Here is a 25,844-nt window from a genome sequence, read left to right as displayed (position 1 = left end):
CCGCAAGGCACGCAACAACAAAGGCAAGCGGATGAATTTCAGGATTGGTGAAGGTTGGGACGTGCACGCCCTGGTGCCCGGTCGTCGGCTGGTGATTGGTGGCGTGGACATTGCCCACCCCACGGGGCTGCTGGGCCACTCGGACGCCGATGTGCTGCTGCACGCCATCACCGATGCGCTGCTGGGCGCAGCTGCCCTGGGCGACATTGGCAGCCATTTCCCCGACACCGACGCTGCCTTTCGCGGTGCCGACTCCGGCGTGTTGCTGGCCGAAGCAGCGCGGCGCGTGCGTGCGGCGGGCTATGAGATCGGCAACATCGACAGCACCGTGATCGCGCAAGCTCCGCGACTGGCGGCGCACATTCCCGGCATGCGCGCCGCCATTGCACGGGCCGTGGGCATCGCTGAGGGGCAAGTCAATGTGAAAGCCAAGACGGCCGAGCGCCTGGGGCCCGTGGGGCAGGGACTGGCGATGGAGGCTCGGGCGGCGGCGCTGATCTATGCGTCCTGAATTTTTGCGCTGACCGGGCCGGGCGGCATTGTCTGTTCGCAGCCTGCGCGGCATCCCCCGTCCGGGGGGATGCCTGTCTTGCCCACGCTGCGAGGAGTGCGGGGCCTGAACCACCAGGAGAGGGCCACACACTTCGCAATCCGGTATCCAGAGCAAAAAAGAGCGTTGGGGGCCGCGCTGCGCCCCATGGTTCTGCCACGCTTGCCGCGCGAATTCACTCCATCGTGATCTGGGATGTCGTCACGATATCGCGGTACAGCTTCGCCTGCGGTTTGATGAATGTCTTGAATTCAGGTCCGTTCAAGGGGGCGACCGTAATGCCTGCTTCCTGCAGCTTCTGCCGCAGCTCGGACTGCGCAAGCGCTTCCTGCAGTGCCTTGTCGGCGGCGTTCACAGTCGCGGCGGGCGTGCCCGCCTTCATGAAGAGGCCTTGCCACAATGGCAGTGCCATGCCGGAGAACCCCTCCTCCTCTCCAATGCGCTTGACGTCAGGCAGCTGCTGCACCCGTGCGGTGTCGGAGACCGACAGCGCCCTGATCTTGCCGTCCTTGAGAAATGGCATGGCCGTGGATAGCACCAACATGGCGCTGTCCACCTGTCCGCCGACCAGGTCGTTGGTGATGTGGGTGCCACCTCGGTAGGGTACGTGCAGCATGGACACCTTCGCCTGCTTGTTGATCAGCGCGCCGTACAGGTGCTGCATCGTCCCGATGCCCGGCGTGGCGAAGTTGATGCTGTCCTTGCCACCCTTGCGCAGCGCGGCGACAAGATCTTGCAGGTTGGCGTAGGGAGACGCCTTGCGCACGGCAAAGATCATCGGGACGGTGGTCATGCGCCCCACCGGAATGAAGTCATTCTCCCAGTCGAGCTTGACCTTGGGGTTGACCATGGGCACGACCACTGTGTCGGTGCCTCCCATGTAGATCAGACTGCCATCGGCCGGTCCGTTGAGCACCCGCTGTGCGGCCAGCATACCGCTGGCGCCCGCCACGTTCTCGATGATGACGGTGCGGCCTAGCCGCTTGCCCAGCTCGGTCGCAACAATGCGCGCGACAAGATCTGCGCTTCCGCCAGCGGAATAGCCCACGATCAGTGAGATGGGTTTGGTATTGCCGCTGTCGCTCTGCGCCTGCGCGGTGTGCGTGATTAGAGTGCCCGTGCTCAGAACTGTCATCGCGGCGGCCTGACGGAGGAGTTGTCTGCGTTGCATATGGTGACTCCTGTTCAGAATGTGTGCTTCACGCCAAAGTCGATGGCTGTGGTGCGTGTGAGGCCGTCGCGCTTGGCTGTGCCGAGGTTGGTGTAGAGCAATGTGCGTTTGCTCAGGTCGTACTGAAGACCAGCGCCGATCATCTGCGAATCGAGTTGGGTGGCGGGTTTCAGGTGCCCAACCATGAGGTAGGTACGACCAAAACTCAGCGGCACCATGGCCGACACGCTGTAGGCCGTGGCATCGCCATTGACCCCGCCTTTGGCGCGGCTGTAGCTGGCCTTGGTGTGAACCATGCCGAAGTCGTACCCGCCTGCCACCAGAGCCAGGTGGGTGCTGGAGTCAAGCCGATCGAACGCAGCGCCCACCCATACAGGCCCGTTCTTGTACTGCAGGTTGCCCGAGGTGGCGTTGCTGCGCACTCCTTCGCCAAAAGCGCCTGCAATCTCCATGCTCACGCCAGAGATCACGGGCGATTTGTAGCCTACGGCGTTTGCCCAACGGATGTTGGATGATTCTGCGGGAGCCGCCACTGGCGTGTAGTTGGCATAGGTGTAGGCAGAGCCCAACTGGCTCACGTAGCTCCAATAGGTGGGGTCTGCATTGAGAGCCACTGTGTAGGCAGCCGAGTATTCGCGCCCCGCATACACCTCGCCCCACTGCTTGCTGCCTACTGCCACCACCGAGCGGCCCAGCCAGTAGATGCTGGGATTGCTTGGCGCGCCCGTGTCAGCGGCAAAGCGGTGCTCGATCTGAAAGCGCGAGTAGAGACCGCCGCCCATGTCCTCGCGGCCCATGAACCCCAGGCGCGACGTGTTGCCGGCCTTCATGGTCCAGACCCGTGGCGCCACGCCGCGCCCGGGTAGCAGGGCGCCGGGGGTTGTGCCCCCATTGGCACGGGCCAGGCCCTGGTCGACGATGCCATAGATGGTCAGCGAGGACTGGGCCTGTGCTGTGCCGCAGGCCCCCAGGCTGGCCAAGGCGACGCACACAAGTGCGGTGTAGGGCGCTGAAGAGGTTGGGCAAGCCGTGCTTGCCAGGAAATGCCGTGTCATGGATTTGTCTCCGTGGATTGTGGTTTGGCGGTTGCATGTGAATTGTATGTATTGAATTTTATTAATGCAATACAATGCAATCAATGGGTGTTCGCAAATTCACTGGCAATTGGCTTTTGAATGCGGCTTGCCCTCGATGGACAACGCAATACAACACAATCTACGGATATACCCGTAGTTGTATGGATGGAGCACATATGGCGATCGGTATGTTCGAATCTTTCATCACGGGTCACTGGTTCAGTGCACCTGCCAAGGCCATCTGGAGCGATTCGGCCACTCTGCAGGCCTGGCTGGACGTGGAGGCGGCCTTGGCCCACGCCCAGGCCGGGCTGGGGGTGATACCTGCCGAAGTGGCACCTGTGATCGCTGCCCATGCTCGGGCAGAACTGTTCGACCTGCGGCATTTGGCAAAGGCCATCGCTTTCGCACAACACCCGCTGGTGCCAGTGCTCCACCGGTTCGAGGAGCTGTGCGGTGAGCCTGCGGCTGGCTTCATCCACTGGGGCGCGACCACGCAGAACATCTTCGACACGGCCAGCGCACTGCAGATGGTGCGAACCCACAGGCTGCTGGCAGGGCACCTGGATGCCGCCATAGCAGCATTGGCCGCGCTGGCGTTGGAGCACCAGGCCACGCCCATGGCAGGCCGCACGCATGGCCAGCACGCGTTACCGATGACCCTGGGCTTCAAGCTCGCGGGCTGGGTCGATGAACTGGACCGTGGCCGCCGTCGCCTTGCCGAGCGGCTTGCCTCCTCGTTTCCAGCCAGCATGGGGGGCGCCATCGGCACCTTTGCTGCCACCGGGCCGCTCGGGCCCGCAGTGCAGGCGCTGATGGCGCAGCAACTGGGCCTGCTGCCGGCCGACATGCCGCTGCGGTCGTCCTATGACCGGGCCAGCGACTATCTGGCCGCACTGGGCCTCCTGGCGGGCACGGCACAGAAGATCGCGCAGGACGTGGTCTTCCTGCAGCGCACCGAAGTCGGTGAAGTGGCGGAAGCCTTTCACATCGGGAAGGTGGGCAGTTCCACCATGGCGCAAAAGCGCAACCCTTCCATGGCATTGCTGCTGGTCAGTCTGGCGCGCATGCTGCGTACGCGCACCCAGGCCGCGCTGGAGACCATGGTGCGCATGGACGAGGGTGACTCATCGGCCACCAACGTGGCCGATACGCTGCTGCCCGAGATCGCCATCATCGCCACCTCGGTGGCCGAGACGCTGGCACGGCTGGCGCAAGGCCTGGCGGTCAACCCGCAGGCAATGTCCCGCAACCTCGCAATGACGCGGGGGTTGATCGCCTCTGAGGCTGTGATGATGCGGCTCACCCGCCTTATGGGCCGGCATGAGGCGCATCGCCTGCTCTACGCGGCGGCGCAGCGCTCGCAGTCCGAGGGTGTGCCTTTCATCGACGCGATCCGCGCACAGCCGCCGTTCAATGGCGGTGCCCTGCCGGATGACTTGCTGCCGGCGATGGATGCAGAGGCCTATGTCGGCGAATCGGCGCGGCTCGCGGTGGACACCGTGGCGCGCGTGGCACCCGGCTGCGTGGAGCCATAGCTACTGCGCAGGGGCTGCTACCGATGTGCCCGCACGGTGCGTGACCGGCGTCAGGTGCACGCCGTAGGGTGTCCCTGCGTCAGCCCAACGCGCAGTGATGGCGCGGTGCAGGGCATCGACCTGGTCAGCCACGCTGCAACCGATCACCTCGAAAAAGTCCGCATGTTCGCTGGCCAGGTCCGTGCGGCCGAGCAATACCACGCTCAGCTGCGCGGGCACTGAAATCCCGCTGTGGGCCAGCAGGCGCTGAAAGAGGGCGCCATCCTCGATGCCCCAGGCCACCAGGGCTGTGAAGGGCAAAGCGCTCGCGCTGTCGGCGCCCTTCGCGCGGACTTGGATCTGTTCCACCAGTCGGGCGGCGTAGTCCTCGTGCGGCAGCATGTCCAGCGTGATTTCCTGCAGCACCACATCGGACAGCGTCGCTTGCAAATACTTAAAGCGCCGACGCCCGAGCTGGGTGGCCAGAAAGGGGTGCGAGGTGCATGCGTAGGCAATGCGCCGGTGGCCTTGCTCCATCAGCTGGGCAATGGCGGCTGCCAGCGGCTCGCCCCACTCGGTGCCCACGGCCTCGACGTCGGCACCCACCAGCGCCGCCCCGTCCACGGCCAGCACATCGCACTTGTCGCGCAGAGCCGCCAGAAGGGCGATGGGAATGGCCTTGAAGGTGGATTGCACCACGCAGGCCTCAAAGCGCGGCAGGCCCTTGAGCACCGTGAGCGCATGGTCCGGGTCGTTGTACGACAGCTCCAGCACCCGGTGCCCGTCGGCCGCCAGGCGGTGCTGCAGACTTTCGATCAGCACGCGCCCGCGCGCAATACTGATGGAGCGGCGCAGCAGTAGCACCGATTTCACATTGGAGGGGACTGCCGCAGGGGCTTTGGGATGCGGGCTTTTAATCGGTAAGGGACTCGTTTCAGTCGTCGTCACAGGTTGCGAACCTGCGCCCAGGAAGTAGGTACCCCGACCCACCTGGGCATCAATCAGCCCCTTTTCTTTGAGGCGTTGGAAAGCCCGCTGGACCAGCATTTGCGATGCGCCAAAGCGCTTCATCAATTCGCGGATGGTGGGGAGTCGGTCGCCCGGGCGGGCTTCGTGTGCGAGTTGTTCCAGGAATTGCTCGAGGTCTGGCGAGGGGCTGCTGCGCATGGTGTTCATACAATACACCACAAATTGAACGGTATTGGCCTGTAGAGACATGCCGATGCGTACGGCCTGGATCTCTGGAGGTGCCCGGCTACCCGCTATGCGCTCTCGCGCTCCATGATCGAAAAGCCGATATCCACCACCGGCTCTGCCACGGTCTTTCCCTCCGCGCGGTCGGCAATGAAGCCTGCCGCCGTCTGGCCCATGCGCGTGCCGTCGATGCGCACGGTCGTGAGGCTGGGGATCACGGTCTGGGCGAACTCGATGTCTCCGAAACCGACGACGGCCAACTGGTCGGGGACCGCCATGACGCGCGCCCGCGCCTCGGTGAGGACCCCCAAGGCCAGCATGTCGGAGCTGCAGAACACGGCATCGATGTCTGGCTGGGTGGCCAGCAAGGCCGCCAGACCCGCACGCCCTTCGGTGTGGGAGGTGGGTGATTTCTCCAGCTGCAGGGCGGGCTCGCGCAAGCCCAGTCGGCCCGCTTCGGCATAAAAGCCTTTTCGCCGCCGCGCGGCGCGCTCATCGTCGCCGCTGAGCAGCGCCAGCCGGCGCCGACCCTTGGCATGCAGGTGCTTGCACACGGCGGCGCCCAGTTGTTCGTGCGACAGCCCGACCAGCATGTCGATGGGGTTGGGGGTGAAGTCCCAAGTCTCCACCACAGGGATGCCAGAGGCCTGCAGCAGCCGCCGCCCTTCGGGCGAATGCATGATGCCAGTGAGCACAATGCCGTCGGGCCTGCGGCCCACGATGGCGCGCAGCAGTTCGTCTTCGCGCGAATGTGCATAGCCCACCTGGCCCAACATCACCTGGTAGCCGCGCAATTCCAGCGCGTCGGTCAGCGATTGGACCATCTCGCCGAACAGTTGCCCCGTGGTGGTGGGTACGAGGGCCGTGACCAGGTGGCTGCGTGCCGAGCGCAAGCCCCCCGCGATGAGGTTGGGCACATAGCCCAGGCTGGAGATGGCTGCCTGTACACGAATACGTGTGGGCTCGGACACCTGGCTGGGCGTGTTGATGGCGCGAGAGACGGTGATCATGGACACCCCCGCCTGCTCTGCCACTTCGCGCAAGGTCACCACCGGTCGGTTGCGAATAGGTTCCGGTGTCTCTGGCAGGGTACTTGGGGGAGGGCGCGGCATCCGCCGAGTCTATCCACGAAGCGATGATTCCTCAGGACGGGCGCCTCGCTGTTGGTCAGAAACCGCCCAGCAGTCCGTCGTGTGGGGCGCCCGCCGAACCAGTCCTGCTAGATGGCGTACACGTTGATAACGATAGCCCCGGCAGCATGTCCAATCATTGATTGAAATTTGACCGAAATATCGGGCGTGCCAGCGCCGTTGCTCAACTTGTAGATTTCTTCTGTGCTGAATACCGGGATGCCAGGAACGAGCGTCACGTTGGTGAGGCGGTACTGGCCAGGTTGCAGGGTGTCGTAGTTGTTGGGGCTGTTTGCCAAAATGCCTGTCTGGCCAAAGCCGGTTGAGAGAGTGCTGGGCATGGTGCTTCCTTGAAAGTGAATAAGTAATGCGGAGACAGCAGTCAAATGCAATTGCATTGACTCTTGTGTACTGCAGGGCCTTTGAAAAAGAGACCCTTGAGGATGACCTGCACAACTCCCTGCGGTCTGTGATGGCGCGGTCTCGGGCGGTCAACTGCATTGCTTTTCTTGTCAATAGCGCGGCTATTGGCAAGAAAAGACGCCTTGTGCCCCATCCCGATCCGCACGACCACCGCCTCGCGAGGGTTATGCAGGTCTTCCTTAACAGCACGACTTCAGAATATCGAGCGGGTTGGGTGTAAGCGATTACAGTCCATTACGTAGGCTGGAAATCCACGCGCGCGAGCGCAACCATCAGGACAGCGGCAAGCTGCGATGCCGTGCACACCCACCCGGGTGCGATGGGCCGCGAGCCTCTTTTTTTGCACAGTGGGCGCAGATGGCTTTGGCTGAGGGCCACAGGTTCAAATAAGCGCGGTCCGCTGATACCGCTGCTACCGGTTCCGCTTTTTCGCTGGCAAGCGAAGTAGGGTGTGCAGTTACCCAGCCTCAGGTAGATATGCCTTGAAAAGCTGCTCGTGCAAGGCTGTCGGGGAGGGCGTGACCTGCGGATTGCCGAGGTCATAGGGGTAGGCGGGCAGGGCGGTCAGACCCAGGCGCAGAAACCATTGGCGGGTCTCGTCGAACGTTCCGCCGTAGCAACACTGGGTCAGGATGGCACCCGCGATGTTCGCGGTTCCGCACACCGAGAACTGCGCTTCGTTGCTCAGTTGCACCACCACACTGTCGGCAATGGGTGTTGACGATGGCCCGCGCCAGTAGCCAAAGTAATTGCCTTCATCATCCGCCACCACAAAAGCAACGTGGCGACAGACCTCGGCGATGGCCCGAAGGTTCGCAGCAATCTCAGGGTCGGCCCGCTCGGCTTCGCTCAGGTCGCTGGTGTTCAACCAGGGGGCCCAGTCGGCCGCTGTGCCCATATAGACGCCGGTGCGGCGTTGCAGCTCTTCCTGGTGATGGAGAAGGACTGCAAGGTCCTGTGGCAGGGGCTCGCCCTGCAATCGGAGAAGAGAGAACTGTGTTTGGATGCTCATGGGCTGGTTAGGCGGGTGGATGCCTAGCGTAACGCAGACTGCAGGCCAAACGCTCCGGGGCTTCCAAGCGCTTTTCCCATCAATGGGCTAGTGGTCCTATGACTAAGGGTTTTCCATGGTCTTTGATGTGACTGTTAACGTTAACATTTGCCCGTCCAGGCATTCAGAATGCGCCTGTTAATAGGTGTTTGAGGCTTGAATCCGGGTTGATTGATTGAATGAATACTGCTTGTATGACCTCTTGCTTTTGGTGAGCGGATGTTCACGTTGGTGCCAGCTCGTCGTCAACCTGGGCACACACCGGTTCACTTTCCCCAACCAAGGCCTCGTAGAAGGCCCTTTCACAACTGTTCAGGAGACCTCCCCATGTTCAAGAAACTGCTGCTGATTGCCAGTACCTGCACCATCGCTCTGGCTGCATCGGCCCAGACCGCCGCCACCCCCTGGCCCGAAAAACCAGTCACCGTCGTCGTGCCTTTTCCGGCAGGGGGCTCCACCGACATGGTGGCCCGCGCCATGGCGCAGCACATGGGCGACAAGCTGGGCCAGAACTTCGTGGTGGACAACCGCCCCGGTGCCACGGGCACGCTGGGGGCTGGTGCGGTGAAGCGCGCCGCACCCGACGGCTACACGCTGCTGGTGTCGTCGCTCGGTGCGTTTGTGGTGGCGCCGCACTTGCTCAAAAGCGTGCCGTACGACGCCCTCAAGGACTTTGACTACATCACCGTGCCCGTGCAGGCACCCAACGTGCTGGTGGCTGCCCCCAATCAGAAGGCGCGCACCGTGCAAGAGGTGATTGCCCAGCTCAAGGCCAATCCTGGCAAGGTGAGCTTTGCAAGCTCGGGCAACGGCTCGTCGGACCACCTCTCTGCCGAGGTTTTTTGGCAGCAGAGCGGCACCGAAGGCCTGCACATCCCTTACAAGGGCGGCGCACCGGCCATCAACGACCTGCTGGGCGGGCAGGTGGAGTTCTCGTTCCAGAACGTGAACGCCGTGCTGCAGCACATCCGGGCGGGCAAGCTGCACGCGATTGCCGTCACCGGCGACAAGCGCAGCCCCGTGCTGCCCGACGTGCCCACCTTGGCCGAGGCTGGCGTGGCCGGTGCCGAGGTCTACTCGTGGCAAGGCATGGCCGCGCCCAAGGGCCTGCCCGCCGCCGTGAAGAAGAAGCTTTCGGACGCAGCCATCGCCGCCATGAACGACCCCGCCGTGAAGAAGCGAATGCTCGACCAGGGCCTGGAGATCGTGGCCAGCACGCCCGAAGCCTTCACCGCCTACCAGGCGCGCGAGTTCGCGCGCTGGAAGACCGTCATCGAAACCCGAAAAATCACTGCCGATTGAGCCTTGTCACGGGGCGCTTTTGCCCGCCCCATCTTCGTTTCCAGACCACCATGACCACCTCTTCCATCCCTTCTACCACCAGCACCCCCGTCGTCACCGAACTGCGCGTGGTGCCCGTGGCGGGCCACGACAGCATGCTCATGAACCTGAGCGGCGCGCACGGTCCCTTCTTCACGCGCAACCTGATCATCCTGCGCGACAGCGCGGGCAACACCGGCGTGGGCGAGGTGCCCGGCGGCGAGAAGATTCGCCAGACCATCGAGGATGCGCGATCGCTGATCATGGGCCGCCCCATCGGGCACCACAACGCCGTGCTCAACGCCATGCGCGCGCAGTTTGCCGACCGCGATGCAGGCGGACGCGGCCTGCAAACCTTTGATCTGCGCATCACCATCCACGCCGTCACGGCCGTGGAGTCCGCCTTCCTGGACCTGCTGGGCCAGCACCTGGATGTGCCCGTGGCCGCGCTGCTGGGCGACGGCGTGCAGCGCGAGGCGGTGCAGATGCTGGGCTACCTGTTCTACGTGGGCGACCGCGGAAAGACCGACCTGGCCTACCGCACCGAGCCCGGTGCCGACAACGACTGGTTCCGCCTGCGCAACGAAAAGGCCATGTCGGCCGACGGCATCGTGCGCCTGGCCGAGGCGGCGTACGAGCGCTATGGCTTTGCCGACTTCAAGCTCAAGGGCGGCGTGCTGCGCGGCGAGGAAGAGGTCGAGGCCATCCGCGCGCTGCATGAGCGCTTTCCCGAAGCGCGCGTCACGCTGGACCCCAATGGCGGCTGGTTGCTGAAAGATGCGATTCGCCTCACGCGTGATCTGCACGGCGTGATGGCCTATGCCGAAGACCCCTGCGGTGCCGAAGGCGTGTTTTCGGGCCGCGAGGTGATGGCGGAATTTCGCCGCGCCACGGGCTTGCCCACCGCCACCAACATGGTGGCCACCGACTGGCGCGAAATGGCGCACAGCCTGGCCCTGCAGTCGGTGGACATCCCGCTGGCCGACCCGCACTTCTGGACCATGGCCGGGTCGGTCCGCGTGGCGCAGATGTGCCAGGCCTTCGGCCTGACCTGGGGTTCGCATTCGAACAACCATTTCGACGTCTCGCTGGCCATGTTCACCCACGTGGGCGCCGCCGCCCCTGGCCGCGTGACGGCGATTGACACGCACTGGATCTGGCAGGACGGTGAGCGGCTGACGAAGGAACCGTTCCAGATCAAGGACGGCTTCATCCAGCTGCCCAAGAAGCCCGGCCTGGGCGTCGAGTTGGACATGGACGAGGTCGAGCGTGCCCACCGCCTGTACTTGCAGCATGGCCTGGGCGCACGCGACGACGCAGTTGCCATGCAGTTCCTGATCCCAGGCTGGAAGTTCAACAACAAGGCGCCCTGCATGGTGCGCTGAGGGCTCTTGCGGTCTGGTCGCCGCTACCTTCGGATGCCGAGAGGATGCGCCAAAAGCAAAGCCCTCCAGGTGAGGGCTTTGTACATGGGGCAGGGCGGGGCGATCACGCCATCCGGTCTTCGGCGCGACGCCGCGGCAGCTGGCGTTTGACAGACGGGCGCTGCAGCCGCTGCTTGGGGTCTGCACCCTCGGGCAGATCAGTGGCCCGCTGCAACTGCAGGTGGGCTACCAGGCCGCCGGTGCTGGAGTTGGCCAGTGCAAAGATGCCGCCCATGCGCTGCACGGTTTTGTCCACGATGGAGAGCCCCAGCCCCGCGCCTGCCGCTGCGGTGCGCGCAGAGTCACCGCGAAAGAAGGGCTTGGTCAGATTCGACAACTGCTCGGGTGGCACGCCGGGGCCATGGTCGCGCAGTTTGACCAGCACCCAGTTCTCACGGCCTTTGGCGGCAATGTCCACGTTGGTGATACCGGTGTCCTCGGCCTTGCCGTAGCGCCGCGCGTTTTCGAGCAGGTTGGAGATCACGCGGGCCAGTTCCACTTCGTCGGCCAGCACGTTGAGGTCTTCGGGCACGGACATCGTGATCTGCAGTTCGCGATGGTCTTGCACCGCATAGACGCAGGACGACACCACAGCATGCAGGTTGACCGGTGTCAGCGTGACATGGTCCGGCCGAGCGTAGTCGAGGAACTTGTCGATCGTGGCGTCGAGCTGCACGATGTCTGCCACCATGTGCTCGCGGGCCACTTCATCGGTCACGCTCATCTCTGTTTCCAGCCGCAGGCGCGCCAGCGGCGTGCGCAGGTCGTGCGAAATGCCTGCCAGCATCACGGCGCGGTCCTGCTCCAGCTTGGCCAATTTTTGCGCCATGCGGTTGAAGCCGATGTTCACTTCGCGGATTTCGCTGGTCACCACTTCCTCGTCGAGGTGGCTGGCTGCGAAGTCGCCGTCCTTGACGCGGTTGGCCGCGTAGGAGAGTTGCTTGAGAGGCCGGTTGATCAGCCGCGCAATGGCCGCCGCACCGGCCAAGGACAACGCCCCTGCCGTGATCAGCCAGATCAGCCAGGTACGGCCACCTGCCGGACTGAAGCGCGAGCGGTCCATCAGCAGCCAGTTGGGGTCGCCATTGATGTTGAAGCCGACCCACAGGCCGGTTTCCCCATTCACGTTCTGCGCCACGATGGTGTCGGGCCCCAGGCGCTGGGTGAGTTCGTCGGTCAGGCGGTTGCCCAGGGCCGTGCCCTCCAGAAGCTCGAACTTGTCGCGCGGCTCGCGCGGCAGGATGCGCACGCCTTCCTGGTCGGCCATGGTCTTGATGAGCGACACACGAGCAATGGCGTCGGAATGCACCAGCGCTGCGCGGCTCAGGTTGACCAGGGATGCGATCTGCTGCGCGGTGTGCAGGGTGCGCGGCTCGAACTCCAGCGCCCGCAGGGTCTGCAGCCACGCCAGAATGCTCCCCACCAACAGCAGCGCCAGCAGGAAGAAAGTGCGCCAGAAGAGATTGAGGCCCACACGCGCCCGCTGCTCCCGGGCCTGTCGCAAGGACTCCAGGGGGGCGGGGCTGGTGGCGTCGGGGGAAGCGGTCACGGACTGCCGGACCGATGATGAAGATCTCGACCTCGAATTGCCGTCGGAATTGTGCATACAGGCAAGGAAAGAGGGGTCAGCTGGTTCCGTCCGGCACGAACACGTAGCCTACCCCCCACACGGTCTGGATGTAGCGCGGGGCGGCGGCATCCACCTCCACCAGCTTGCGCAGGCGCGAGACCTGCACGTCCAGGCTGCGGTCAAACGGCTCAAACTCGCGGCCACGGGCCAGCAGGGCCAGCTTTTCGCGCGAAAGGGGCTGGCGTGGGTGGCGCACCAGCGCCTTGAGCATGGCAAATTCGCCGGTGGTCAGGGGCAGTTCTTCGCCATTGCGCTGCAGTGCGCGGGTGCCCAGGTCGAAGGTAAAGGGACCAAAGGTCACGACCTCGTTGTCGCCCGAGGGGGCGCCAGGCGCTTCCTGTGCGGGGCGGCGGCGCAGCACAGCGTGGATGCGGGCCAACAGTTCGCGGGGGTTGAAGGGCTTGCCCAGGTAGTCGTCGGCGCCCACTTCCAGGCCCACGATGCGGTCCACGTCCTCGCCTTTGGCGGTGAGCATGATGATGGGGGTGCGGTCATTGGCGGCACGCAGGCGGCGGCAGATGGAAAGCCCGTCTTCGCCCGGCATCATCAGGTCGAGCACGATGATGTCCACGGTTTCGCGCAGCAGAAGGCGGTTAAGCGCCTTGCCGTCTTCGGCGACCATGACTTCAAAGCCTTCCTGCGTGAGGTAGCGGCGCAGCAGATCACGGATTCGTGCATCGTCGTCCACCACCAGAACTTTGTCGGTGCGATTGGTTGTTGTGGCCATCTTGATCCCAAGTCCAATTTGTAACAGAGCCGATTCTGACCACTTGGAACGCCGAAGTTCGGGTTTTGGGGCTGGGTTTGACCAACTGTTACAAGTTTTGCCCAGCTTCGCACGCGCGGTGGAGGGGCTTCATCGCAACGCATGGGCAGTGCGGTTAAGGTGGTGCCCCGCATGGCCCGGCCCCGGGCCGTGCACCGATATCAAGGACACCTTTGTGATGAAAATTACTACTAAATTGATAGCTGCTGGCGTTTTGATTGCTTGCGCTGGTGCCTCTTTTGCTCAAAATTCTCCACCCCCCGAGCTGCGCAATGTCGTGCAGCTGTCGGCCACGGGCACGGTGGAGGTGCAGCAGGACCTGCTGGTGCTCAACCTTGCCACCAGCAAGGAGGCTGCCGACGCCGCCACGGTACAGACACAGCTCAAGCAGGCGCTGGACGCAGCCCTGGCCGAAGCCAAGCGCAACGCCCAGCCCGGACAGCTCGATGTGCGTACCGGCCCCTTCGGGCTGTACCCGCGTTATGGCAAGGACGGGAAGATCAACGGCTGGCAGGGTCGTGCCGAGCTGGTGCTGGAAGGCCGCGACTTCGCGCGCATCACGGCCACGGCCGGCAAGATCCAGACGCTGGCCATCAGCAATGTGGCTTTCGGCCTGTCGCGCGAGGCCCGGGCCAAGGTGGAGGGCGAAGCCCAGACCCAGGCCATCGAACAGTTCAAGGCACGCGCGGCCGAACTGGCCAAGGGTTTTGGCTTCAGCAACTACAGCCTGCGCGAGGTGGCGGTGAACAGCAATGAGATGGTGCCCGGGCCACGTCCGCGCATGATGGCCATGGAGGCCAAGGCGGGCTCGTTCTCTGATTCCGCCGTGCCGGTCGAAGCGGGCAAGGCCCAGGTCATCGTGAACGTGTCGGGTTCGGTGCAGATGCGCTGATTTTTTAGGAAATATTGGCCGCCAGCGCTTATCTGGTAAGCGCTGGCAGCTATCAATTTTGCAGTTTACCGGGCGCCTGTGCTGGCATGCCACCAGCGATCAGATGCTCGCGCGTGCTTTCTCACTGCGCTGCCCAGCCGCCATCCATGTTCCATGCCACGCCACGCACATTGTTGGCGGCGGGGGAGCAGAAGAACACAGCCAGCTCGCCCAGTTCTTCGGGCGTGGTGAACTGCATGGACGGCTCTTTTTCGCCCAGCAGCAGCTTCTTGGCGTCTTCGTTCGACAGGCCGTGTTCGGCCGCCTTGGCATCCACCTGTTTTTGCACCAGGGGCGTCAGCACCCAGCCAGGGCAGATGGCGTTGCAGGTCACGCCGCTGGTGGCGTTCTCCAGCGCCGTCACCTTAGTCAGACCCACGATGCCGTGTTTGGCCGCCACGTACGCAGCCTTCTGTGCCGAGCCCACCAGGCCGTGCACCGATGCCACGTTGATGATGCGGCCCCAGTTGGCACTCTTCATGGCCGGCAGCGCTAGGCGCGATGTGTGAAAGGCGCTTGTGAGGTTGATGGCGATCACTGCATCCCAGCGCTCCACGGGGAAGTCTTCCACATTGGCCACGTGCTGGATGCCTGCGTTGTTCACCAGGATGTCCACGCGCCCGAACTGCGCGGCGCTGTACTTCATCATGTCCTCGATGTCGGCCACCCGGCTCATGTCTGCACCGTGGTAACCCACTTTGGCGCCAGCGGCTTCGCCAGCTGCCAGCACTTCGGCGCGGGGGCCATCCACATCGCCAAAGCCATTGAGCACGATGTTGGCACCTTGGCGGGCCAGCGCCTTGGCGATGCCAAGACCAATGCCACTGGTGGAGCCGGTGACGAGGGCGGTTTTGCCTTTCAGCATGTGAGTCTCTCCGAATGAATTACGATGCAACGCAAGAAAAAGTCGGCACGCATGAACGAACAATGGGTGCCGACGGCTCCTGCATTATCGAGCGCTGCCCCCGGATTTCGCACCCATGATTGAACCTACGCTGAACTACGTACTGTGCCCTGGCCCGGGGGCGCCTGTGGTGTCTTCCGGTAACTCCTCCGCATCTGCGGCTACACACCATCGCATGGCTTACTGGGAGTGGAATGCCACGGGCAATCCGGCGCATCCCCATGTGGTGGTCTGTGTGCATGGCCTCTCGCGCCAGGGGCGCGACTTCGACACCCTGGCCCGTGCGTTGAGCCAGCATGCCCGCGTGATCTGCCCCGACGTGGTCGGGCGCGGCCAGAGCGACTGGCTGACTGACCCCATGGGCTACCAGATTGCCCAATACGCCGCGGACATGCTGGCCATGCTGGCCCAGGTGCACCAGCAGGCACCCATCACCACCCTCGACTGGGTGGGCACCAGCATGGGGGGGCTCATCGGCATGGGCATTGCGGGCCAGCCGGGGTTGCCTTTGCCGGTGCCTGTGCGCAGGCTGGTACTCAACGACGTGGGCCCCGTCATCCAGTGGGAGGCCCTGCAGCGCATCGGCTTGTACCTGGGGCAACAGGCGCGGTTCGAGTCGCTCCAGCAGGCGGCCGACGCCATGTGGGCGATTTCCACCAGCTTTGGCCCCCATACACCCGAGCAGTGGCTGGACTTGTCGCGTGCCATGGTGCGCGCGTTGCCGGAATCTGCGGGTGGTGGCATCACGCTGCACTATGACCCGGCCATCGCGGTGCCATTCAAAACATTGACGCAGGAGTCTGCTGTGGCCGGCGAGGCCATGCTGTGGCAGCTGTATGACCACATCACGGCCCGCACCTTGCTGTTGCGCGGTGCACAGTCTGACCTGCTCTCTCGCGAAACCGCGCAGGCCATGGCGCAGCGCGGGCCCCGGGCACACGTGGTCGAATTTGAAGGCGTGGGGCATGCTCCCACGCTGGTGGCGGGCGATCAGGTGGCTGCGGTCACCGGCTTTTTGCTTTCGGCGGAAGGTGTTGTGGCCGGATGAAAACCTACCCTCCCGCACAGGCGTCCCACACCCCCCAGGCCGACGCCGTCCCCCAGCTCATTGCCGCTACCGCACACACCCTGCCTGAGCAGGTGAACGCGCTGGCGCGTGCGCGCGCGTTTGCCGAGCCCTTGATGGCTGGCGAAACGCTGGATTCCGGCGAAAACACGCTGGCCCACGCCGATGCCGTGGCTGCCATCCTCAAGGGCATTGGCGGCTCGGAGGCCATGCAGGCCGCCAGTTACCTGGTGCATGCGTGCATTCATCTGAACAAGCCTGAGGAGGTGATCGCCAAGGCCTTTGGTGCCAACTTTGCCGCGCTGGCGGTAGAGACCACCAAGCTCATGCGCGTGCAGCAGCAGGCCCGCACCGCAGAGCACCTGGAAGACCCCGCCGTGCAGACCGAGAACGTGCGCAAGATGCTGCTTGCCTTCTCGCGCGACCTGCGTGTGGTGATGCTGCGCCTGGCCTCGCGCCTGCAGACGCTGCGCTTTCATGCGGCCAGCAAGCGCCCCGTATCGCCCAGCCTGGCGCGCGAGTCGCTGCAGGTGTTTGCACCGCTGGCCAACCGCCTTGGTATCTGGCAGGTCAAGTGGGAGCTGGAGGACCTGTCCTTTCGCTTTCTGGAGCCTGACACCTACAAGGAAGTGGCCCGCCTGCTCGACGAAAAGCGGGGCGAGCGCGAGGTGTACATGGAGCAGCTGCGCGCGCGGCTTGAATCCGACCTGCGCGCACGCAGCATCAGCGCCAGCGTGCAGGGGCGCCCCAAGCACATCTACAGCATCGTCAAGAAGATGCGCGGCAAGTCGCTCAACTTCGATCAGGTGTTTGACATCCGCGCGCTGCGCGTGGTGGTGCCCACGGTGAAGGACTGCTACGCGGCCCTGAGCTGGGTGCACGAGCAGTTCAAGCCCATCGTTGAGGAGTTTGACGACTACATCGCCAAGCCCAAGCCCAATGGCTACCAGTCGCTGCACACCATCGTGCGCGACGACAACGGCAAGCCCATCGAGATCCAGATCCGTACCCAGGCCATGCACGACCATGCGGAGCACGGAGTGGCGGCGCATTGGGCCTACAAAGAGGCAGGCAGCAAGGGCTATGCAGGGGTTTCGGCCACCGGTGAATACGACGCCAAGATTGCGGTGTTGCGCCAGTTGCTGGCCTGGGAGCGCGATCTGTCGGGTGCCTTGCCCAACCGGGGCCTGTTTGAAGACCGCATCTATGTGCTGACCCCAGATGCTGCTGTGGTGGAGCTGCCCCAGGGCGCCACACCGGTGGACTTTGCGTATGCCGTGCACACGAGTGTCGGGCACCGTTGCCGGGGCGCCCGGGTGGACGGCGCGATGGTGCCGCTCAACACACCGCTGCAAAACGGACAGACGGTGGAGATATCCACCGTCAAGGAAGGCCGCCCCTCACGCGACTGGCTCAATGCTGAGCTGGGCTACCTCACCAGCAACCGCGCCAAAGCCAAGGTGCGTGCCTGGTTCAACGCCCAGGCCACACACGAAACCGTGGCCCGTGGGCGCGAGGCGGTCGAAAAGCTGCTTCAGCGCGAGGGCAAGACTGCCATCAAGCTCGACGATCTGGCGGTGCAACTGGGCTTCAAGTCCGCCGATGCCTTGTTCGAAGTGGTGGGCAAGGATGAATTCTCGCTACGCAACATCGAAACGGTGCTGCGACCGCCCGAGCCGGTTTTGCAGTCCGACGACTATTTGTTGCTCAAGAAAACACGCACCAACGATGCCGCACCCAAGGGCGGCGTGCTGGTGGTGGGCATTGACTCGCTGATGACCCAGCTGGCCAAGTGCTGCAAGCCAGCTCCGCCGGACCTGATCCGTGGTTTTGTCACGCGGGGCAAGGGCGTGAGCGTGCACCGGGCCGACTGCAGCAACTTCCGCGAAATGGCCGCACGCAGCATTGAGCGGGTGATTGATGTGGAGTGGGGCTCCACCTCCAAATCGGCTGCACTGGCTGCCGTGTACCCCGTGGACGTCGCCGTGGAAGCCGCCGACCGCCAGGGCCTGCTGCGCGATATCTCCGAAGTCTTTGCGCGCGAGAAGACCAATGTGATCGGCGTGCAGACGCAGTCGGTGAAAGGCACGGCGTGGATGACCTTCACGGTGGAGGTTGCCGATTCGGGCCGCCTGAACAAGGTGCTGGGCATCGTGGCCGGCGTGCCGGGTGTGCGCTCCGCGCGCAGACGCTGAGTGGCGGGACGGTAGGCACGGAACAAGAGCCACGAACATCCCTTTGCCGTTTGCTGTGCTGTTTTGATCGAAGCACCCGATTTTTATGGCTATAATCGTGGTCTAAACAACGACAGGCGCGTAGCTCAGCTGGTTAGAGCACCACCTTGACATGGTGGGGGTCGTTGGTTCGAGTCCAATCGCGCCTACCAAGTTTTTCCCTGAAAGAAACCAGCTTTCAGGCCACTGAAAAACTTGTGGAAACCTTGACCAGGTTTCAAAAAGCACAAAGCCACCTTTTTACAGGTGGCTTTTTCTTTGGTCGCGCTCGAATCAGTCCTCTTTTTATGCGGTGTCGGGCGTCGCGGTCGTTCATCGCCCTGGGGATACCGACGAACTTCTTTGTTGGCTCCTTGCACCCATTGGGTTCACCGAGGGTGACGGCGCCTGCGTGCCTGGCGGCAAATCAATGAATTGGTTTTTGTCTGACACGAAGACGCACGGGGTCGCGATAACTTTGGTGGCTTCAAAGAGAAGGGATGCCACCATGAACACTCCATCCAATTCTTCAAGTGTCCACCAGGGTTTTGTGGACACTGATCCTGAACTGGGTCTGTACGACATCCGGATCTTCTGGCTTGCTGCTCTCGCCGCCATCGTCGCGGTGCTTGCGGTGGCGTACTTCAAGATGGGCTATTGAGGAAGAATGCCCATGCTCCGGCATGGTTGCTATCGTGGCGACATGTGGCGGGGCTTCTTGTGGGTGCATCGATAGCGCTGCCTTGGCTCAGGCCTTCAACAGGGGCTCTTGCTCGAGTGGTCTCGTCGGTGCTTCATCCCCCTGTGCAGGCACACGCACTTGTGGAAGGCAGTCCGGGTATTCGCGTTGAATGAACGTCACCAGCGCTTCGCGCACCCTGCACCGCAGGTCGAACGCCAGGCTGGATGATCGTGCGGAGACCAGCACGCGGATCTGGATGGTGCGCTCGGTCACATCGGTGAGCTGCAGCACGTTCACTCGCCTGTCCCACTCTGGTGCGGTTTCCAGCACCCGCTGCAATTCGGCCCGCAGCGGGTCCAGCGGCAGGCGGTAGTCGGCAAACAGGAAAACGGTTCCCAGGATTTCAGAGCTGGTGCGTGTCCAGTTTTGAAACGGGTTTTCTATAAACCACTGCAGCGGGATGATCAAGCGCCGCTCGTCCCAGATGCGCAGCACCACATAGGTGCTGGTGATTTCTTCTACCCGTCCCCATTCCCCTTCGACAATTAGCACATCGTCGATGCGGATGGGCTGGGCCAGTGCGATCTGCAGTCCGGCGATCATGTTGCTGAAGACCGGGCGCGCTGCAATGCCCGCCACAATCCCCACCACCCCGGCTGACGCGAGCAAACTGGCACCTACTTGCCGGGCCCCTGGAAAAGTCATGAGCATGAGCGCGAGGCCCGCCATCACCACGCCGGTCATCGCCGTGCGCGACAGCACGCGTGCCTGGGTGGCGATGCGTCGGGCGGTGAGGTTGTCTTCCACATCTGCGGGGTGTTGGGCAATGACGCCATTGGCCAGGCCGCCAATTGCGGCAATCAGCAGCCAGCAGGCCCCGCCAATCACCGCCAGGCCATTGAGATGGCGGATACCGCCGATGTAAGGCAGATCATCGCTGGCGGCTTGCCATACCAGTTGCAGCGCGATCAACGGCAGCAGAATCCGCATGACCGGTATGCATGCCAGCACCACGGTCTGCACCACAGGGAGGGGGGTTGTTGCGCGGCGCAGAACGATGGCGACCATCCGATGGGCGATGGCTGCCAAGGTCGTGGCAAACAAGGCCGCTACCGCCGTAGCGAGCCAGGGGGAGAGCTGCAAACTTTCGAGCATCGTGTGGAAAAGAGGGCAAACGCCCACTATCGCACCGGCAAACGTATTCAGCTGTCAGACGGTGCGCCGCACCGGTTGATGGGCTGGTGCAGGCCTGTGACGGCTGCGCCTAGCGGGGTGACGCTACCGGGCCTGGAAATTGTCACCCCGGCGACAGTGGCGCGCAGCTAGTCATCAGGGTATTCCTTTGCTGGTGCCGGGCTGCCCGTTCCCTAGAATGTGCTGCACTGCAATACATGGGCTTCCAGCCCGAGGAGTTCGTCGTGTCCGAACAGAAAAGTGCCGCGCCCAAGTCGGCGCAGCGTGTCATCAAAAAATACCCCAATCGCCGTCTGTACGACACAGACACCTCCACCTACATCACCCTGGCCGAGGTGCGCCAGCTGGTCATGGCCAACCAGCAGGTGGTAGTGCGCGACGCCAAGACGGGCGAAGACCTCACGCGCAGCATTCTGCTGCAGATCATTCTGGAAGAAGAGGCCGGTGGCGCACCCATGTTCACCGAGGCGGTGCTGGCCAACATCATCCGTTTTTATGGCCATGCCATGCAGGGTTTCATGGGCGCGTACCTGGAGAAGAACGTACAGGCGTTTACCGACGTTCAGGCCAAGCTGGCTGAGCAGTCGCAGAGCGTGACGCCAGAGATGTGGGCCCAGTTCATGAGCCTGCAATCGCCCATGCTCAAGGGCATGATGGGCAACTATGTGGAGCAGTCGCAGTCCATGCTCACGCAGATGCAGGAGCAGATGCAAAAGCAGACGGAGCAGATGCTGGGCGCGTTTGGACTCAAGCGGTAGCCTCCCTGAGCCGCTTCGCGGCTTCCCCCCAGGGAGACGCCACCAGCGCGGCGGGGCGGCCCTTGCGCGGTGGCCGCTGGCCTAGGATCGCGCCAGTTTCATAGGTCGCGGCGAGTCGCAGGCATTGCAGGCAATTGCCCGTCCCACCGGTCTGACGCCGGAACTGGGACAATACGGGGATATGAGCGAAGCAATTGCCCCCACCAAAACACCCAAAGTCGGATTCGTCAGCCTGGGCTGCCCCAAGGCACTGACCGATTCCGAGTTGATTCTCACGCAGCTGAGCGCGGAGGGTTACGAAACCTCCAAGACCTTCCAGGGCGCGGACCTGGTCATCGTCAACACCTGCGGCTTCATTGACGACGCCGTCAAGGAAAGCCTGGACACCATTGGCGAAGCCTTGGCCGAGAACGGCAAGGTCATCGTCACCGGCTGCCTGGGCGCCCGCACGGGCGACGACGGCGGCAACATGGTGCGCCAGATGCACCCCAGCGTGCTGGCCGTGACCGGTCCGCATGCCACACAAGAGGTGATGGATGCCGTCCACCTGAACCTGCCCAAGCCGCACGACCCGTTTGTGGACCTGGTGCCGGGCAGCTTTGGTATTGCGGGCATCAAGCTCACGCCCAAGCACTATGCGTACCTCAAGATCAGCGAAGGCTGCAACCACCGTTGCACCTTCTGCATCATCCCGTCCATGCGCGGCGACTTGGTGTCGCGGCCCATTGGCGATGTGCTCAGCGAGGCCAAGGCCCTGTTTGAAGGTGGCGTCAAGGAGTTGCTGGTCATCAGCCAGGACACGTCGGCCTACGGTGTGGATGTGAAGTACCGCACCGGCTTCTGGGACGGCAAGCCGGTCAAGACGCGCATGCTGGAGCTGGTGCAGACGCTGGGCGAGATCGCCGAGCCCTACGGCGCCTGGGTGCGGCTGCACTACGTGTACCCGTACCCCAGCGTGGACGAGGTGATCCCGCTCATGGCAACGGGCCGCGTGCTGCCCTACCTGGATGTGCCTTTCCAGCACAGCCACCCCGACGTGCTCAAGCGCATGAAGCGCCCGGCCAGCGGCGAGCGCAACCTGGAGCGCATCCAGCGCTGGCGCGAGGCCTGCCCCGAGATCGTGATCCGCAGCACCTTTATCGCCGGCTTCCCTGGCGAGACGGAAGAAGAGTTCCAGCACCTGCTCGATTTTGTGCGCGAGGCGCAGATCGACCGTGCGGGCTGCTTTGCCTACAGTGATGTGACGGGCGCCGCTGCCAATGAGCTGCCGGGCATGTTGCCTCTGGAAGTGCGCGAAGAGCGCCGTGCCCGCTTCATGGCTGTGGCCGAAGAGGTGTCGATTGCCAAGCTGCAGCGCCGCGTGGGCGCCACCATGCAGGTGCTGGTGGATTCGGCTCCCGGCCTGGGCCGCAAGGGCGGTGTGGGCCGCACCTATGCAGATGCGCCCGAGATCGACGGCACCGTGCAGCTGCTGCCGCCCGAGAAGATCAGCAAGACCATGAAGGTGGGCGAATTCACCAAGGCGCGCATTGTCGGCGTGCGCGGGCACGATCTGGTGGCGCAGCCCATCTGATAGCTATGTAATTGATAGCTATCTGCGCTTTTTAGATAAGCGCGGGTGGCTAAAAATACCATGAAAAAAGGCTTCCCGAGGGAAGCCTTTTTTTGTGGTCGTTCTCCCGCGAGGGAGAACTGCGCAGGGCAGCTTACACGCGCTTGCGGTATTCGCCGGTGCGGGTGTCGATTTCGATCTTGTCGCCTTGACTGACAAACAGGGGCACGGGCACTTCAAAGCCGGTGGCGATCTTGGCAGGCTTCATGACCTTGCCGGAGGTATCGCCCTTGACGGCGGGTTCCGTCCAGGTGATTTCACGCTCGACGCTGGTGGGCAGTTCGACCGAGATGGCCTTGCCGTCGTAGAACACCACTTCCACGGTCATGCCGTCTTCCAGGTAGTTCAGCGAGTCGCCCATGTTTTCGGCTTCCACTTCGTACTGGTTGTACTCGGTGTCCATGCACACGTACATGGGGTCGGCGAAGTAGGAGTAGGTGCACTCCTTCTTGTCCAGGATCACGTTGTCGATCTTGTCGTCGGCCTTGAACACGACTTCGGTGCCGAAGTTGCCGATCAGGCTCTTGAGCTTCATGCGCACGGTGGCTGCACCGCGGCCGCCGCGGGCGTATTCGGTCTTCAGGACCACCATGGGGTCCTTGCCGTGCATGATGACGTTGCCGGCGCGGATTTCTTGAGCGATTTTCATAGCAAGTTGCTTGGGTTGGGGCCGCTCAACGCGCGGGCTGGCAAACCGCCTGGTTTGCGCGCCGGTGCATGTTCTGCGGCGAAAGTGCGCGGGGTGGTGGCACTGCTGTGCCGTACCTGATTTGCGCAAAGCCTCGGATTTTACCGTTTTTCGGCGACAAAGCCCAAAAGTTGTGCAACGAGGTTGTCCTGTGTCAGCAGGCGCGCACGGGCGGCCCGGGTGCAGGCCGTCCACTCGGCCTGGGTGTCGTCGCCGGGCCATTGCAACGGCTCGGCGTCCAGTCCGTTCCAGGTCGCGTGGAACTGCCGCAGCGAGGCGGGGGCCTGCAGCCAGTCCAGAAACGCCCAGAGCTTGTCGTGGTGCGCGTTGTCATGCTGCGGGTAGATCTGCCACACAAACGCCTGGCCCGCCCACAGCGCCCGCACCAGCGAGTCCTCGCCGCGTACGGCGTTGAAGTCACAGGCCCAGAGCATCTCGTCAAACGCAGGCTGAGGGCGGTGGGGTAGATATGAAATTGATAGCTGCTCGCGCTTGTCAGATAAGCGCTGGAGACCCTTTTGGCCGATTTTTTGATCACAGCCCCCAGCCAATGCAGCCCGCACGGCGGCCGTGGGGCGGCCCGGAGTCACCAGCAACTGCGTGGGCCGTGTCTGGCCGTGCCGCAGCAGCTCCGGCAAGGCGGCGGGTTCATAGCAGAACAGCGAAACCCAGCGCTGCTCGGCGCAACCATCGCCCAGCCCGAAGGCGGCGGCGTGTTCTGCACGCCAGGCGCTGCGGTCAAACGCCTCGCGCCGTGCCATCAGGTCGGGTTCGCGCAGCAAGCCGCCCGTGCCGGGCGTGAAGCCAGGGTAGAAGAACCAGCGCGTCCACCCTGCCGCGGGGCCGGACAGGATGGGTGACGGCAGCCTGTGGTTGCGCTCCACGTAAGCTTCTGCCGACAGGTATTCCAGGTTGATCCAGACTGGTTTGGAGGATTTTTGGCCTCTAGCGCTTGATGGATAAGCGCTGTAAGCTATGAATTCAGGAGCAATGTCGCAGCCGAAGGCCTCCACCATCACATCGGGGGCGGGTTCATCAGGGCTCGGTGGTGGCGAACCCCAGGCGCGCAACTCCACGCCGGGGCAGCCTTGGGGCGCCATCCACTGCAGGGCCGAAGCGTCGTCCACCCACAGGCGCACGCGGTGGCCCAGCGCGGCCAGTTGCGCCACGAGGCGCCAGCACACGCCGATGTCGCCAAAGTTGTCGATCACGCGGCAAAACACATCCCACTGGAGCGGGGGCAGGGGGCGGCTCATGGTGATGGCCCCGTTGGCTGCGCGCGCAGGTGCTCCACCAGCAGCCGGGCAACGCTGGAGAGCGATTCTTCAGACCGCACACACAGTGCCAGCCGCCGCTGCGCCCAGGGCTCGTTCAGCGTGACGGTGCGGATGGCCAGCGTGCCCCGGTACAGCGCGGCGCTGCCACGGGGCATCACGCCCACACCCAGGCCCGCGTTGACCATGAGGCACAGCGCGTCGTAGCTCGTCACCTGCATGCGCAGGCGCAGTGGCAGGCCCGCCTCGGCGGCCGCGCGGGTCAGTTGGTTGTTGATGGCGCTGCCCGGGTGCGCGCCCACAAAGTCAAAAGGCAGGGCGTCTGCCAGGCGCACGGACTTGCGCCGCACCAGCGCGTGGCCGGTGGGTACCACCAGCACCAGTTCGTCGGTGCGGTAGGGCAGCAGCGTCACGCGTTCGCCGTAGCTGCCTTCGTTGAGGATGCCCACGTCGGCGGCGTTCTCGGCCACGGACTGGGCAATCGCGGTGCTGATCTGCTCCTGCAGCCGCACATCCACCTGAGGGTGTTGCTCCAAAAAGCTCTGCAACTCGGCGGGTAAAAACTGCGTGATGGCCGAAATATTGGCCACCACACGCACATGGCCGCGCACGCCCGTGCCGTAGTCGCGCATCTGCGTGGCGATGCCGTCCAGGTCGTTCAGCACACCGCGCGCCAGGTTCAGCAGCGCAAACGCGGCGGCGGTGGGCTCGGTGCCTTTGTTGCTGCGGGTGAACAAGGCCACCTGCAGCGCGTCTTCCAAGTCGGCCAGGCGGCGGCTGACGGCCGATGCGGCCAGGTGCTCGCGCGCGGCGGCAGCGGCGATGGTGTTTTCTTCCATCACGGCAACGAACAGGCGCAGGGAGACGGGGTCGAGTTTCATGGGGCACCGATGGTAGCAAGCAGCGTAGTCCACTGAATCACAGAAATCGGCGGTGCGTGAGGGTCTGGCAAGGCTGCAATCTAGACGCCGGGCGGAGCCGGGTTGCACACCCGGCGAGCACGGCAACGACGAGTGCGGCCTTGCCAGACACTCACCCTGCGGGCCGGGGTTGCAGCGAGCGCGCGCCGGCGTTGCCTGGCTTGCCAAGGCGGCCTGCCTTGGCTGCCCCAGGCGCCTTGCCGCGCATCCCGCTGCAACCCCGGCGCACCGCTGATTTCTGTGATTCAGTGGACTATTGCCATGCCGGATTGCGATGGTGGCTTGTTGCTTGAGCGTTTTGCAGGAGGGCCGCAGGTGCGCATCATTCCCGCCCAGCATCACCGCCCGCA

General features: G+C 63.7%; 23 protein-coding genes and 1 tRNA gene. 11 read left to right on the top strand and 13 right to left on the bottom strand.

Annotated features, from left to right (window positions below):
• Positions 1-31: 31 nt before the first annotated feature.
• On the top strand, positions 32-511 hold the full coding sequence (gene ispF, locus ACQ4MJ_RS11340) for a 2-C-methyl-D-erythritol 2,4-cyclodiphosphate synthase (protein ID WP_055393645.1): 480 nt from the start codon (positions 32-34) through the stop codon (positions 509-511).
• A gap of 214 nt (positions 512-725) precedes the next feature.
• Here ispF and ACQ4MJ_RS11335 read toward each other — a convergent pair whose 3' ends face one another.
• Together ACQ4MJ_RS11335 and ACQ4MJ_RS11330 are read right to left on the bottom strand one after the other, a co-directional pair.
• Positions 726-1,721 carry a Bug family tripartite tricarboxylate transporter substrate binding protein gene (locus tag ACQ4MJ_RS11335; protein ID WP_431152614.1) on the bottom strand — a complete coding sequence of 332 codons (996 nt, stop codon included), beginning with the start codon at positions 1,719-1,721 and terminating at the stop codon, positions 726-728.
• Positions 1,722-1,735: 14 nt separating this feature from the next.
• Positions 1,736-2,776: a porin gene (locus tag ACQ4MJ_RS11330; protein WP_431152615.1), complete on the bottom strand. Its 1,041-nt coding sequence runs from the start codon at positions 2,774-2,776 to the stop codon at positions 1,736-1,738.
• Between the two features lie 209 nt (positions 2,777-2,985).
• Between ACQ4MJ_RS11330 and ACQ4MJ_RS11325 the strand changes: the two genes are divergently transcribed.
• Entirely contained in the window at positions 2,986-4,335 is a 1,350-nt protein-coding gene (locus ACQ4MJ_RS11325; RefSeq protein ID WP_431152617.1) for a class-II fumarase/aspartase family protein, read from the top strand.
• Here the strand turns inward: ACQ4MJ_RS11325 and ACQ4MJ_RS11320 are convergent, their stop codons facing one another.
• The 4 genes from ACQ4MJ_RS11320 to ACQ4MJ_RS11305 all read right to left on the bottom strand — a co-directional run bounded on the left by ACQ4MJ_RS11320 (position 4,336) and on the right by ACQ4MJ_RS11305 (position 8,073).
• Entirely contained in the window at positions 4,336-5,490 is a 1,155-nt protein-coding gene (locus ACQ4MJ_RS11320) for a GntR family transcriptional regulator (RefSeq protein ID WP_431152618.1), read from the bottom strand.
• Between the two features lie 86 nt (positions 5,491-5,576).
• Entirely contained in the window at positions 5,577-6,620 is a 1,044-nt protein-coding gene (locus ACQ4MJ_RS11315) for a LacI family DNA-binding transcriptional regulator (RefSeq protein WP_431152619.1), read from the bottom strand.
• A gap of 107 nt (positions 6,621-6,727) precedes the next feature.
• On the bottom strand, positions 6,728-6,979 hold the full coding sequence (locus ACQ4MJ_RS11310; RefSeq protein WP_055393637.1) for a hypothetical protein: 252 nt from the start codon (positions 6,977-6,979) through the stop codon (positions 6,728-6,730).
• A 539-nt stretch (positions 6,980-7,518) separates the two neighbouring features.
• Entirely contained in the window at positions 7,519-8,073 is a 555-nt protein-coding gene (locus tag ACQ4MJ_RS11305) for a hypothetical protein (RefSeq protein WP_431152620.1), read from the bottom strand.
• A 366-nt stretch (positions 8,074-8,439) separates the two neighbouring features.
• Between ACQ4MJ_RS11305 and ACQ4MJ_RS11300 the strand changes: the two genes are divergently transcribed.
• Positions 8,440-9,414 (top strand): Bug family tripartite tricarboxylate transporter substrate binding protein, encoded by a 975-nt coding sequence (locus ACQ4MJ_RS11300; protein ID WP_121506869.1) that lies wholly within the window; start codon positions 8,440-8,442, stop codon positions 9,412-9,414.
• Between the two features lie 50 nt (positions 9,415-9,464).
• Positions 9,465-10,817, top strand: coding sequence for a glucarate dehydratase (gene gudD / locus ACQ4MJ_RS11295; protein ID WP_431152621.1), 1,353 nt, complete (start codon positions 9,465-9,467; stop codon positions 10,815-10,817).
• Positions 10,818-10,920: 103 nt separating this feature from the next.
• On the opposite strand, the gene ACQ4MJ_RS11290 is transcribed toward gudD, so the two are convergent.
• Positions 10,921-12,462 (bottom strand): ATP-binding protein, encoded by a 1,542-nt coding sequence (locus ACQ4MJ_RS11290; protein ID WP_228894678.1) that lies wholly within the window; start codon positions 12,460-12,462, stop codon positions 10,921-10,923.
• 19 nt (positions 12,463-12,481) lie between these two features.
• A complete protein-coding gene (ompR, locus tag ACQ4MJ_RS11285; protein WP_010460834.1) occupies positions 12,482-13,213 on the bottom strand; it encodes an osmolarity response regulator transcription factor OmpR in 732 nt (243 codons plus the stop codon).
• Positions 13,214-13,430: 217 nt separating this feature from the next.
• Between ompR and ACQ4MJ_RS11280 the strand changes: the two genes are divergently transcribed.
• A complete protein-coding gene (locus tag ACQ4MJ_RS11280) occupies positions 13,431-14,144 on the top strand; it encodes an SIMPL domain-containing protein (RefSeq protein WP_121419678.1) in 714 nt (237 codons plus the stop codon).
• A gap of 121 nt (positions 14,145-14,265) precedes the next feature.
• On the opposite strand, the gene ACQ4MJ_RS11275 is transcribed toward ACQ4MJ_RS11280, so the two are convergent.
• Positions 14,266-15,048, bottom strand: a complete 783-nt coding sequence (locus tag ACQ4MJ_RS11275) for a 3-hydroxybutyrate dehydrogenase (RefSeq protein ID WP_121506865.1) — start codon at positions 15,046-15,048, stop codon at positions 14,266-14,268.
• 115 nt (positions 15,049-15,163) lie between these two features.
• On the opposite strand from ACQ4MJ_RS11275, the gene ACQ4MJ_RS11270 reads away from it, so the two are divergent.
• The 4 genes from ACQ4MJ_RS11270 (at position 15,164) to ACQ4MJ_RS11255 (ending at position 19,027) form a co-directional block, all read left to right on the top strand.
• Complete coding sequence (locus tag ACQ4MJ_RS11270) at positions 15,164-16,135, top strand: alpha/beta fold hydrolase (protein ID WP_431152622.1); 972 nt, start codon at positions 15,164-15,166, stop codon at positions 16,133-16,135.
• Positions 16,132-18,348 (top strand): RelA/SpoT family protein, encoded by a 2,217-nt coding sequence (locus ACQ4MJ_RS11265; RefSeq protein ID WP_431173703.1) that lies wholly within the window; start codon positions 16,132-16,134, stop codon positions 18,346-18,348. Before ACQ4MJ_RS11270 ends, ACQ4MJ_RS11265 begins: the two co-directional genes overlap by 4 nt.
• A gap of 114 nt (positions 18,349-18,462) precedes the next feature.
• A tRNA-Val gene (locus ACQ4MJ_RS11260) sits at positions 18,463-18,539 on the top strand.
• Between the two features lie 335 nt (positions 18,540-18,874).
• On the top strand, positions 18,875-19,027 hold the full coding sequence (locus ACQ4MJ_RS11255) for a hypothetical protein (protein ID WP_158603795.1): 153 nt from the start codon (positions 18,875-18,877) through the stop codon (positions 19,025-19,027).
• Positions 19,028-19,114: 87 nt separating this feature from the next.
• On the opposite strand, the gene ACQ4MJ_RS11250 is transcribed toward ACQ4MJ_RS11255, so the two are convergent.
• Positions 19,115-20,203 (bottom strand): mechanosensitive ion channel family protein, encoded by a 1,089-nt coding sequence (locus tag ACQ4MJ_RS11250; protein WP_431152624.1) that lies wholly within the window; start codon positions 20,201-20,203, stop codon positions 19,115-19,117.
• A 236-nt stretch (positions 20,204-20,439) separates the two neighbouring features.
• Between ACQ4MJ_RS11250 and phaR the strand changes: the two genes are divergently transcribed.
• Entirely contained in the window at positions 20,440-21,000 is a 561-nt protein-coding gene (gene phaR, locus ACQ4MJ_RS11245) for a polyhydroxyalkanoate synthesis repressor PhaR (protein ID WP_055402453.1), read from the top strand.
• A gap of 181 nt (positions 21,001-21,181) precedes the next feature.
• Positions 21,182-22,573 (top strand): 30S ribosomal protein S12 methylthiotransferase RimO, encoded by a 1,392-nt coding sequence (gene rimO, locus ACQ4MJ_RS11240; protein ID WP_121506860.1) that lies wholly within the window; start codon positions 21,182-21,184, stop codon positions 22,571-22,573.
• 133 nt (positions 22,574-22,706) lie between these two features.
• On the opposite strand, the gene efp is transcribed toward rimO, so the two are convergent.
• From efp to ACQ4MJ_RS11225, 3 genes are all read right to left on the bottom strand, one after another.
• Positions 22,707-23,261 (bottom strand): elongation factor P, encoded by a 555-nt coding sequence (gene efp / locus ACQ4MJ_RS11235; RefSeq protein ID WP_008906801.1) that lies wholly within the window; start codon positions 23,259-23,261, stop codon positions 22,707-22,709.
• Between the two features lie 140 nt (positions 23,262-23,401).
• Positions 23,402-24,556: an elongation factor P maturation arginine rhamnosyltransferase EarP gene (gene earP / locus ACQ4MJ_RS11230; protein WP_431152625.1), complete on the bottom strand. Its 1,155-nt coding sequence runs from the start codon at positions 24,554-24,556 to the stop codon at positions 23,402-23,404.
• Positions 24,553-25,455 (bottom strand): LysR family transcriptional regulator, encoded by a 903-nt coding sequence (locus ACQ4MJ_RS11225; RefSeq protein ID WP_176885585.1) that lies wholly within the window; start codon positions 25,453-25,455, stop codon positions 24,553-24,555. The genes earP and ACQ4MJ_RS11225 overlap by 4 nt, the downstream gene beginning before the upstream one ends.
• Between the last annotated feature and the right edge of the window lie 389 nt (positions 25,456-25,844).

The sequence above is a fragment of the Acidovorax facilis genome (genome assembly GCF_050626955.1).
Taxonomy (GTDB): Bacteria; Pseudomonadota; Gammaproteobacteria; order Burkholderiales; family Burkholderiaceae_C; genus Acidovorax; species Acidovorax facilis.
Note: the sequence above shows the minus strand (reverse complement) of the source record. Positions and strands in the feature narration are given on the sequence as shown.

Coding starts and splice junctions, on each gene's coding strand:
- ACQ4MJ_RS11315 (WP_431152619.1), bottom strand. CDS start 6,620: ATGCCGCGCCCTCCCCCAAGTACCCTGCCAGAGACACCGGAACCTATT.
- ACQ4MJ_RS11335 (WP_431152614.1), bottom strand. CDS start 1,721: ATGCAACGCAGACAACTCCTCCGTCAGGCCGCCGCGATGACAGTTCTG.
- ACQ4MJ_RS11280 (WP_121419678.1), top strand. CDS start 13,431: ATGAAAATTACTACTAAATTGATAGCTGCTGGCGTTTTGATTGCTTGC.
- ACQ4MJ_RS11255 (WP_158603795.1), top strand. CDS start 18,875: ATGAACACTCCATCCAATTCTTCAAGTGTCCACCAGGGTTTTGTGGAC.
- ACQ4MJ_RS11225 (WP_176885585.1), bottom strand. CDS start 25,455: ATGAAACTCGACCCCGTCTCCCTGCGCCTGTTCGTTGCCGTGATGGAA.
- ACQ4MJ_RS11305 (WP_431152620.1), bottom strand. CDS start 8,073: ATGAGCATCCAAACACAGTTCTCTCTTCTCCGATTGCAGGGCGAGCCC.
- ACQ4MJ_RS11330 (WP_431152615.1), bottom strand. CDS start 2,776: ATGACACGGCATTTCCTGGCAAGCACGGCTTGCCCAACCTCTTCAGCG.
- ACQ4MJ_RS11290 (WP_228894678.1), bottom strand. CDS start 12,462: ATGCACAATTCCGACGGCAATTCGAGGTCGAGATCTTCATCATCGGTC.
- efp (WP_008906801.1), bottom strand. CDS start 23,261: ATGAAAATCGCTCAAGAAATCCGCGCCGGCAACGTCATCATGCACGGC.
- ompR (WP_010460834.1), bottom strand. CDS start 13,213: ATGGCCACAACAACCAATCGCACCGACAAAGTTCTGGTGGTGGACGAC.
- earP (WP_431152625.1), bottom strand. CDS start 24,556: ATGAGCCGCCCCCTGCCCCCGCTCCAGTGGGATGTGTTTTGCCGCGTG.
- gudD (WP_431152621.1), top strand. CDS start 9,465: ATGACCACCTCTTCCATCCCTTCTACCACCAGCACCCCCGTCGTCACC.
- ispF (WP_055393645.1), top strand. CDS start 32: ATGAATTTCAGGATTGGTGAAGGTTGGGACGTGCACGCCCTGGTGCCC.
- rimO (WP_121506860.1), top strand. CDS start 21,182: ATGAGCGAAGCAATTGCCCCCACCAAAACACCCAAAGTCGGATTCGTC.
- ACQ4MJ_RS11310 (WP_055393637.1), bottom strand. CDS start 6,979: ATGCCCAGCACTCTCTCAACCGGCTTTGGCCAGACAGGCATTTTGGCA.
- ACQ4MJ_RS11265 (WP_431173703.1), top strand. CDS start 16,132: ATGAAAACCTACCCTCCCGCACAGGCGTCCCACACCCCCCAGGCCGAC.
- ACQ4MJ_RS11320 (WP_431152618.1), bottom strand. CDS start 5,490: ATGAACACCATGCGCAGCAGCCCCTCGCCAGACCTCGAGCAATTCCTG.
- ACQ4MJ_RS11325 (WP_431152617.1), top strand. CDS start 2,986: ATGTTCGAATCTTTCATCACGGGTCACTGGTTCAGTGCACCTGCCAAG.
- ACQ4MJ_RS11250 (WP_431152624.1), bottom strand. CDS start 20,203: ATGCTCGAAAGTTTGCAGCTCTCCCCCTGGCTCGCTACGGCGGTAGCG.
- ACQ4MJ_RS11270 (WP_431152622.1), top strand. CDS start 15,164: ATGATTGAACCTACGCTGAACTACGTACTGTGCCCTGGCCCGGGGGCG.
- phaR (WP_055402453.1), top strand. CDS start 20,440: ATGGGCTTCCAGCCCGAGGAGTTCGTCGTGTCCGAACAGAAAAGTGCC.
- ACQ4MJ_RS11300 (WP_121506869.1), top strand. CDS start 8,440: ATGTTCAAGAAACTGCTGCTGATTGCCAGTACCTGCACCATCGCTCTG.
- ACQ4MJ_RS11275 (WP_121506865.1), bottom strand. CDS start 15,048: ATGCTGAAAGGCAAAACCGCCCTCGTCACCGGCTCCACCAGTGGCATT.